This window comes from Streptomyces incanus, from assembly GCF_042656345.1.
GTDB classification, from domain to species: Bacteria; Actinomycetota; Actinomycetes; order Streptomycetales; family Streptomycetaceae; genus Streptomyces; species Streptomyces incanus.
The window spans coordinates 1-9,164 of the sequence record NZ_JBHSPC010000032.1; the positions used below are offsets into that span (position 1 = coordinate 1).

The 9,164-nt window shown below is 73.4% G+C and carries 6 protein-coding genes; 3 read left to right on the forward strand and 3 right to left on the reverse strand.

From position 1 onward, the window contains the following. Positions 1–106: 106 nt before the first annotated feature. Entirely contained in the window at positions 107–553 is a 447-nt protein-coding gene (locus tag ACFP2V_RS11810) for a hypothetical protein (RefSeq protein ID WP_381209645.1), read from the forward strand. Here ACFP2V_RS11810 and ACFP2V_RS11815 read toward each other — a convergent pair. After that, on the reverse strand, positions 471–1,331 hold the full coding sequence (locus ACFP2V_RS11815) for a DUF4184 family protein (RefSeq protein WP_381209647.1): 861 nt from the start codon (positions 1,329–1,331) through the stop codon (positions 471–473). The genes ACFP2V_RS11810 and ACFP2V_RS11815 overlap by 83 nt on opposite strands. A gap of 323 nt (positions 1,332–1,654) precedes the next feature. On the opposite strand from ACFP2V_RS11815, the gene ACFP2V_RS11820 reads away from it, so the two are divergent. Next, positions 1,655–3,460: a lytic transglycosylase domain-containing protein gene (locus tag ACFP2V_RS11820; protein WP_381209650.1), complete on the forward strand. Its 1,806-nt coding sequence runs from the start codon at positions 1,655–1,657 to the stop codon at positions 3,458–3,460. A 373-nt stretch (positions 3,461–3,833) separates the two neighbouring features. Here ACFP2V_RS11820 and hrpB read toward each other — a convergent pair whose 3' ends face one another. Both hrpB and ACFP2V_RS11830 read right to left on the reverse strand, forming a co-directional pair. After that, on the reverse strand, positions 3,834–6,374 hold the full coding sequence (gene hrpB, locus ACFP2V_RS11825; protein ID WP_381209653.1) for an ATP-dependent helicase HrpB: 2,541 nt from the start codon (positions 6,372–6,374) through the stop codon (positions 3,834–3,836). Positions 6,375–6,378: 4 nt separating this feature from the next. Then, positions 6,379–7,200, reverse strand: coding sequence for a class I SAM-dependent methyltransferase (locus tag ACFP2V_RS11830; RefSeq protein ID WP_381209656.1), 822 nt, complete (start codon positions 7,198–7,200; stop codon positions 6,379–6,381). Positions 7,201–7,601: 401 nt separating this feature from the next. On the opposite strand from ACFP2V_RS11830, the gene rpsA reads away from it, so the two are divergent. After that, the gene (rpsA, locus tag ACFP2V_RS11835) at positions 7,602–9,104 is read left to right on the forward strand and encodes a 30S ribosomal protein S1 (protein WP_381209659.1); all 1,503 of its coding nucleotides are present in this window, start codon (positions 7,602–7,604) and stop codon (positions 9,102–9,104) included. Positions 9,105–9,164: the final 60 nt, after the last annotated feature.

Here is a 9,164-nt window from a genome sequence, read left to right on the forward strand (position 1 = left end):
CTGCCCGCGCCCGCCCCCCTGCCCGCGCCCGCCCCCCGGAGGGCGCTTCACCCGCGTGGACCGTGCGGGCAAGCCGCCGGGTGGACGCGGCGCCAGGATGCGGGGCATGGGTATACGCATGCTTCACCGCAGAGCGGCATCCCCGCAGGCCGCCGCCGACGGACCCACCCTCGAGGCGCTGCCGCCGGTGCCGGTCTTCGCGGCCGACGCGAGTACCGCCCGTACCCCCGTCCCCCTCGCCGGCGCGCTGCGCCGTGCCACCGCGGACCTCGGCCGCCGCATCGCCGACGGTCCCCGGCGTCCCGGCCGTTTCGAAGAGCCCGGACTCCCGGGCCCCGGCGTCGGCGAGCCGCCTGCGTGGCGGTTGTGGGCCGAGCTGGTCCGCGATTGTCTGACGCTCGCCCTCACCCTGCTGCCCCGGCCCCGGCCGGTCCGTACCGTCACCGTGTTCGTGGCGGCCGGCGAGACCCTCAGCGTGCGGCCGTACGGCTCGGCCGCCGCGTCTCCGCCTCCCCGGGATCCGCCGGGGCCGGGGCCGGACGCCACGCCCTGACCGCCACGGCGTACACCGGCAGTGCGAGGACGAGCCCGGCGCCCGCCCCGAAACACACCGTGGGGATCAGCTCCCAGGGCTTTGCGGTCGCACCCCAGTAGTCCCACCAGCGTGAGGCCCGCTGCACGGCCCCCGCCAACGCGCAGCCGCCGAGCAGCGCGGCGGCCGCACACCGGTCGGCCGTGGACAGCGCCGGGACTCCCGCCGGCCCCGGGCGGGGCGTCGCCCGGCGCAGCGCCCGCGCCAGGAACACGGTGATCACCACCGCGGCCACCGCCGACCCGCCGTACTGCAGGTACCAGTACAGCGGTGAGCCCGCGATCTCCTGTCCCAGGACGGGGAAGACCCGCATCCCCCACCGGTCGAGGTGCGTGAACTCGTCCCAGACCACGTGCGTCAGCGCACCGAGTACGGCCGAGACGTACCAGCGCGCCACCAAGGAGGCGCGCACGCGCGTGCGGGGCGTGCCGCACCGCAGCAGGGCGGCCGTCCGCCCCTGCCGGGACCGAGGCAGCAGCGCGACGAGTGGTTCGCGGACCAGGAGCCAGAGACCCACCAGCGCCCAGGCGATGCACACATCGACGGTGAGAACGCCCGGGAACGAGTGCGTGAAGTCCCCGAACTCCATCGCCCCGGACAGGACACCGGCCGCGTAGTAGGTCAGGTCCGGAGCGAGACTGCCCGCCACGAGTACGGCCGGCACCAGCGGCCCCCGGCCGGTCCCGTCGATGCGTACGGCGGGCAGGACCGCCACCGCATGGCTCAGTGTGAAAGGCAACCCGGCTCCTTGGGAGGGTAGTTGACCCGGTCCGGCGGTCCGGGTGCTTGGCGCGCCCCAGTATGCGCGACGCGGCCGTCCATGACCGATGAGGGAAAGACTGTGGCCAACCGGTGAATACCGGGCATGAACGGGTGTCCGAGCAAAGGATGGTGTCGTAGGGTCGCGGGAACTGCCGTGCCGGTACGACCGGTGGGGCGGCATCGCCACAACAGATCGTTACAACGGATCGGTGCAACTGATGGTTGCGACTGATCGTCACAACAGGCGAGCGTGACAGACATTGACGGATGCTCCGGCGTCCACGGGGAGGGGTTCACTCTATGGCGGCGCATTTCGGCAGGAGGCTGCGCAAGGGGGCGGCAACCACCGCCGTGGCGGCGGCCGCGGTGGCGGCCCTGTCCGCGTCCCAGGCTCCGGGTGTGGCGATCGGCGGTCAGGACGGCCGGACCTCCTCGGGCGCTGCCTCGGAGCCCGAGGAGAGCACCGACGACCCCGGCGCGACCGGCAACTCGCCGTACTATACGGACCTGCCGCCGCTGAACAGCCCCAACCCCTCGCCGTCCGCGAGCTCCGACCCGGTCACGGGGGGCGCCGCCGAGGCGGGCATACCCGCGACCGTCCTCGACGCCTACAAGAAGGCCGAAGCCGCGCTGCGCGAGTCCAAGCCCGCCTGCAACCTGCCCTGGCAACTGCTGGCCGCCATCGGCAAGGTGGAGTCCGGCCAGGCCCGCGGCGGACGCGTGGACGCCGACGGCACCACAACCTCCCCGATCATCGGCCCGCAGCTCGACGGCAACGGCTTCGCACTCATCAAGGACACCGACGACGGCGAGTACGACGGCAACAGCGCCTACGACAACGCCGTCGGCCCCATGCAGTTCATCCCGTCCACCTGGGCGTGGGCCGGCCGCGACGGCAACGACGACGGCCGCGAGGACCCCAACAACATCTACGACGCCGCGCTGGCGGCCGGCCACTACCTGTGCCGCTTCGGCTGGGACCTGTCCGACCGGGCGGACCTCGACAAGGCGATCCTCAGCTACAACAACTCGACGGAGTACCTGAACACCGTCCTGTCGTGGCTGGAGTACTACCGTAAGGGCACGCACGAGATCCCGGACGGCACCGGCACCGTGCCCGACAACCGCAGCGACGACCGCGCCACGAGCCCCGCCCCGTCGACGCCGGGCACCAGCCCGTCCGCCCCGGCCACGCGGCCGTCGAAGCCCGGCACCGCGCCCGGCAAGCAGGGCAGCGGCAGCACCAAGCCGCCGGCCTCGCCCGGCGCACCGAGCAGCCCGCCGTCCACGAGCCCGCCGGCCACGACCCCGCCGCCGGCCACGACCCCGCCGCCGGCCACGACCCCGCCGCCGTCGACGACCCCGCCGCCCACCACCCCCACGCCCACCGACAGGGTGGACCACCTGGAGAACGCCGGCACCGGCAAGCTCACCGCGACGGCGGGTGAGGCGTTCACCGAGCGGATCAGCACCCGCGCGGAGACGGACGAGGGCAGGTCCGTCGGGAAGGTGCGGATCCGCTTCACCGTCATCGGCGACACCGACACCACCTTCACCGGCGGCGAGAGCGTGGCCACCGTCCTCACCAACAGCTCCGGTGTCGCCGTCGCGCCCGCACTCCAGGCAGGTGAGGAAACCGGCGACGTCACCGTCCGCGCCACCGTCGTCGGCCGCGTGGTGCCGGGCCTCGACTACCGGGCCACCGTCACCGAGCGCGTCGCCGACACCGTCGTCCGCACTGATGACGAGGCGCTGACCTGCACGCCGGGCGGCGAGTTCGCCCACCGCGTCGAGGTGCGGGCCACTCACGACGGCACCGCCGCCGGCAAGGTCGCCGCCACCGCCACGTTGATCACATCGGCCGACGATCCGACCACCAACGACAAGGGCCCCTACTTCAAGGACGCCGACGACAAGGCCGTACGCACCCTGAGCGGCCTTCAGACGGACGCGGACGGCCGGCTGAAGCTGCCCCAGCTGTACGCGGACGACACCACCGGCACCTTCCTGCTCCGCATCACCACCGCGGGCGGCGCCACCCTCACGGTCGAACTCACCGTGGCCGCGGCCGAGACCCCGCCCCCCGGTCCCACCGCCGGCGCGTAGCCGCGCGCGCCCCGCACCCCGCGCGGACACAGGGCGCCCCCTCCGTCGGCTGACGCAGGGGGCGCCCTCCCGTGTGCGTGACGTGTTCCCCTCTCGCCCGCCCGGTGCTACGGCACCGACCCCCACACGATCTGACGCCCCATCGGTTCGAGTGGAGTCACGGGACCGAGCCTGCCCCACTGTGCCGTCCGCCGGAGGTCCGTATGCGCGTTCTCGTCGCCCTCGTCGCCCTCGTCGCCCTCGTCGCCCTCGTCGCCGCGGGGCTCGCCGCCCGCGTGCGCCGTCGTCCTGCTGGGCCTGGCGCTGCACCTGGAGGCCCGTGGCCGCCGCTCCGCGCGATCCGGCCCCGCCCCGGCGGCGGAGCGGGAACAGATCACCGCCCGAGCCGCGCGTTGGTGCGCCGGGTCGGCTCGGCCGCAGCGGGGTCCTCGGGCCACGGATGCCGGGGATAACGGCCGCGCAGCTCGGCCCGTACGCCCTTGTAGCCGTCCTTCCAGAAGGAGGCGAGGTCGGCGGTGACGGCGGCGGGCCGGCCGGCCGGGGACAGCAGATGCACCAGCAGGGGCACCCCGGCCACCCGCGGCGACTCCTGGAGCCCGAACATCTCCTGGAGTTTCACCGCGAGCACCGGCTGTCCGGGGTCGGAGTAGTCGATCCGGATCGCGGACCCGCTGGGCACGGTGATCCGCTCGGGGGCGAGTTCGTCCAGGCGGGCAGCCTCCCCGGACGCCCACGGCAGCAACCGGCGGAGGGCCTGCCCGGCGTCGATCCGGGCCAGGTCGGCCCGGCGCCGGGCGCGGCTCAGCTCCGGCTCCAGCCACTCCTGTACGCGCGCGTGCAGCGCGTCGTCGGAGACGTCGGGCCAGGGTTCGCCGGCCTGTCGGTGCACGAACGCGAGCCGCTGTCGCAGCACGGCCGCCCCGGCCGGCCACCGCAGCAGCCCGAACCCCTCCCGCCGAAACCCGTCCAGCAGCGCGGCCCGTACGAGCGCGGGCTCCGCGTCGGCACGGGGTCGTACGGCCAGCTCGACGGCCCCCAGCCGCTCGACCCGCCGGGCGACGACGTCCCCGTCGGCCCAGTGCACCTCCTCGCGCGTCTCCAGCAGGGCGCCGGCCGCCCACCGCGCGGTGCCCTCGTCGACGACCGCGCCGAGCTGCACACGCGCGTGTCCCCGCCCCACGGGCCGGTCGGCCGCGGCGACCGCGATCCAGGGCGCGCCGCGCAGCCCGGTGCCCGCCCCGGTCTCGGCCCGCGTCCCGGACACCATCAGATACGAACCGCCGTCCGCGCGGGCGATCCGCTCGGGGAACGCGAGCGCGGCCACCAGCCCCACCCGTGCGTCCACCTCGTCCACGCGCGGCAGGCCGCCGCCCGTCTGCGAGGAGCCCCGTGAGGAGCCCTGCGCGGAGACGTCCTGGGCGAGCGCGCGCAGCCGGCGCACCTCGGTGCGCCACCGCTGTGCGTAGGCGTCGTCCCCGCGCCGCGCGGTGCGCAACGCGCCGGCGAGATCGTCCCCGTAGCTCCGCGGCGCCTCCTCGCCGATCAGCGCGACCACCTCGGCGGCGAGTGCGGGGCCCACGGCCGCCGCCGCGTCCAGCAGGGCACGCCCGAGCCGGGGGTGCAGGCCCAGCCGGGCGAGCCGGGTGCCCCGCTCCGTGGCCCGCCCGTCGGCGCCGACGGCCCCGATCGCGGTCAGGACGGCCCGGGCCGCCGCCATCGCCCCGGCCGGGGGCGGATCGAGCAGGGCGAGCCCGGAAGCGTCCGGATCGCCCCAGCAGGCCGCCTGGAGTGCGAACGCCGTCAGGTCGGCCACCTTGATCTCGGGGGAGGGGAACCGCGGCAGCCGGGCGTCCTCCGCCTGTGCCCAGCACCGGTACACCGCACCCGGCGCCTCACGCCCGGCACGTCCCGCCCGCTGCCGGCCCGCCGCCTGCGAGGCCCGTACCGTCGTCAGAGCGCTCAGCCCGCGCGCGTGGTCGACGCGGGGCTCACGCGCGAGGCCCGCGTCCACGACCACCCGCACCCCCGGCACCGTCAGCGACGACTCCGCCACCGAGGTCGCCAGCACCACCCGGCGCCGCTGTCCGGGCGCCAGCACCGCGTCCTGCACGGCGGCCGGCGCCCGCCCGTGCACCTGGAGTACCTCGACGTCCGGGAGCGTCCCCAACTGCGCGGCGACCCGGGCGATCTCGCCCACGCCCGGCAGGAACACCAGGACGTCCCCGTCCCGCTCGGCCAGCGTCCGCCGCACCACCGACGCCACATGCGTCAGCAGCGCCGGGTCGACCCGCATACCGTGCGACGGCCGCACCGGACGCGTGGGCGGTGCCCACACCACCTCCACCGGGTGCGCCGTGCCGCGCGCCTCGACGACGGGCGCGTCGCCCAGCAGTCGTGCCCAGCCCGCCGCGTCGGTCGTCGCCGACGCGGCCACCAGACGCAGCTCCGGACGCAACGTCTCGCGCACGTCCCACAGGAACGCCGCGGCCGTGTCCGCGTCCAGATGCCGCTCGTGGCACTCGTCGAGGACCACGACGTCCACACCGGTCAGCTCCTGATCGCGTTGCAGCCGCTGAAGGAGCACGCCGGTCGTGACGACCTCCACGCGCGTGTGCCGGCCGGTCACCCGCTCCCCGCGCACCGTGAAGCCGACCGACTCGCCGGGCTTCTCGCCCAGCAGCCAGGCCATCCGCCGGGCCGCCGCGCGCGCCGCGATCCGCCGCGGCTCGGCGACCACGACCCGCCGCGCGGGACCGTCGCCGGTCAGTCCCGCCAGCACCAGCGGCACCAGGGTCGTCTTTCCGGTGCCGGGCGGCGCGACGAGGACGGCGGTGCCGCGCTCTTGAAGGGCGTCGGCCAGCGAGGGGAGCGCCTCGCGTACGGGGAGGGCGTCCAGGGCGTCGTAACGGATCACGCACTCAGTCCCGTACGCACACGAAGATCGCCGTTCCCGGGATCAGACGGCCGCGCAGCGGGGACCAGCCGCCCCATTCCGAGCTGTTCCACTCCGGCCACTGGGGCTCCACCAGGTCCACCAGCCGGAAGCCCGAGGCGGCGACGTCGCGGACCCGGTCGCCCAGTGTCCTGTGGTGCTCGACGTACACCGCGCGGCCCTGCTCGTCCTCCTCCACATAGGGCGTGCGGTCGAAGTACGACCCGGAGACGCTCAGCCCCTCCGGACCGGGCTCGTCCGGGAACGCCCAACGGATGGGATGCGTGACGGAGAAGACGAACCGGCCGCCGGGCCGCAGCACCCGGTGCACCTCGCGCAGTACGAGCCGCGGGTCGGCGACGAAGGGCAGCGCCCCGTACGCCGAGCAGGCCAGGTCGAAGGAACCGTCCGCGAAAGGCAGCACGCCCGCGTCCGCGCACACCAGCGGGAACGCGCCCCCGATGCGCAGCGCGTGCTGCAGCTGCCGGTGCGAGATGTCCAGGGCCACCGGGCGCGCGCCCTGCGCGGCCAGCCAGCGCGAACACTGGGCCGCGCCGGCGCCGAGCTCCAGGACGGCGCGGTCCTTCAGCTCCTCCGGCGGGCCGAGCAGCTCGGCCTCCACCTCGTCCAGGCCCTCGGGGCACCACACGAAGCGGTCGTCGCCGAGGAACGTGCCGTGCTCGACCTGGTACTCGTCCGCGTTGCGGTCCCACCAGCCCCGGTTGGCGCGGGCGCTCTCGGTGATGCCGGCGTCCCGTCGGGTCGCCTCGGGTTCGGGGCCTTCGGGCTCTTGGATGATCGGCTCCATCGTCGTACTCTTCCGTCCAGTCGCCCCGGCTGTCGCCGCAGGAGCGCGGTGTCCTGCAAAGGCGGGTTTCCGCGTGGCCTCAAGGTGGCATCTGACGTGCGGCTCTACCCCCGAACGGGGGAATTGTGCCGGTTATGCGGCGATCCGCCCCGGGTGGGGGGCTTCGCGCATTGACCCTGCCCGGCTGCACCCGTATGCTACAAGTTGCGCTGCGAGCCTGCGCACCTCAGACGTAGCAGGCTGCGCTCGCATCTGTTGTATGTCCCCTCGGTTGTCGAGGCGCCACCGGGCACCCGGTGTCTGGAACGGCGCTTCACAGGCTGTCCGGCTTCTGCAGAGCGAAACGGGCTCCGGCGTAGCAGTACCTACGACTCACTGTCCGTACCGGAGCCCTTTCCCACATGACGAGCAGCACCGAGACCACCGCCACCACCCCGCAGGTTGCGGTCAACGACATCGGTAACGAGGAAGCCTTCCTCGCCGCGATCGACGAGACGATCAAGTACTTCAACGACGGCGACATCGTCGACGGCGTCATCGTGAAGGTCGACCGGGACGAGGTCCTGCTCGACATCGGTTACAAGACCGAAGGTGTCATCCCGAGCCGCGAACTCTCGATCAAGCACGACGTCGACCCCAACGAGGTCGTCGCCGTCGGTGACGAGATCGAAGCCCTTGTTCTCCAGAAGGAGGACAAGGAAGGCCGCCTGATCCTCTCGAAGAAGCGCGCCCAGTACGAGCGCGCCTGGGGCACCATCGAGAAGATCAAGGAAGAGGACGGCATCGTCACCGGTACCGTCATCGAGGTCGTCAAGGGTGGCCTCATCCTCGACATCGGCCTCCGCGGCTTCCTCCCGGCCTCCCTGGTCGAGATGCGCCGCGTCCGCGACCTCCAGCCCTACGTGGGCAAGGAGCTCGAGGCGAAGATCATCGAGCTGGACAAGAACCGCAACAACGTGGTCCTGTCCCGCCGTGCCTGGCTGGAGCAGACCCAGTCCGAGGTCCGCCAGACGTTCCTCACCACCCTCCAGAAGGGTCAGGTGCGTTCCGGCGTCGTCTCCTCGATCGTCAACTTCGGTGCCTTCGTGGACCTGGGTGGCGTCGACGGCCTGGTGCACGTGTCCGAGCTGTCCTGGAAGCACATCGACCACCCCTCCGAGGTCGTCGAGGTCGGTCAGGAAGTCACCGTCGAGGTCCTCGACGTCGACATGGACCGCGAGCGTGTCTCCCTGTCGCTGAAGGCGACCCAGGAAGACCCGTGGCAGCAGTTCGCCCGCACCCACCAGATCGGCCAGGTCGTGCCCGGCAAGGTCACGAAGCTGGTTCCGTTCGGTGCGTTCGTCCGCGTGGACGAGGGCATCGAGGGTCTGGTCCACATCTCCGAGCTGGCCGAGCGCCACGTGGAGATCCCGGAGCAGGTCGTCCAGGTCAACGACGAGATCTTCGTCAAGGTCATCGACATCGACCTCGAGCGCCGCCGCATCAGCCTCTCGCTGAAGCAGGCCAACGAGGCCTTCGGTGCCGACCCGTCGGCGGTCGAGTTCGACCCGACCCTGTACGGCATGGCCGCGTCCTACGACGACCAGGGCAACTACATCTACCCCGAGGGCTTCGACCCCGAGACCAACGACTGGCTCGAGGGCTACGAGACCCAGCGCGAGGCGTGGGAGACCCAGTACGCCGAGGCGCAGAGCCGCTTCGAGCAGCACCAGGCGCAGGTCATCAAGTCCCGCGAGGCGGACGAGAAGGCTGCTGCCGAGGGCGAGGACACCGCGGGTGCGGCTCCGGCCGCGTCCGGTGGCGGCGGCTCCTACTCCTCCGAGGGAGGCGACAACTCCGGCGCCCTGGCCTCGGACGAGGCGCTGGCCGCGCTGCGCGAGAAGCTGGCCGGCGGCCAGAGCTGAACCGCAGCACGCTGAGCGGTAACCACTGAGCGCGAGCTCTTGGGCCGAGGGCCCGCACCC

What these genes read in the sequence shown, in the direction of transcription:
- ACFP2V_RS11810 (WP_381209645.1), top strand. Translation starts at nt 107, where the DNA reads ATGGGTATACGCATGCTTCACCGCAGAGCGGCATCCCCGCAGGCCGCC.
- rpsA (WP_381209659.1), top strand. Translation starts at nt 7,602, where the DNA reads ATGACGAGCAGCACCGAGACCACCGCCACCACCCCGCAGGTTGCGGTC.
- ACFP2V_RS11830 (WP_381209656.1), bottom strand. Translation starts at nt 7,200, where the DNA reads ATGGAGCCGATCATCCAAGAGCCCGAAGGCCCCGAACCCGAGGCGACC.
- ACFP2V_RS11820 (WP_381209650.1), top strand. Translation starts at nt 1,655, where the DNA reads ATGGCGGCGCATTTCGGCAGGAGGCTGCGCAAGGGGGCGGCAACCACC.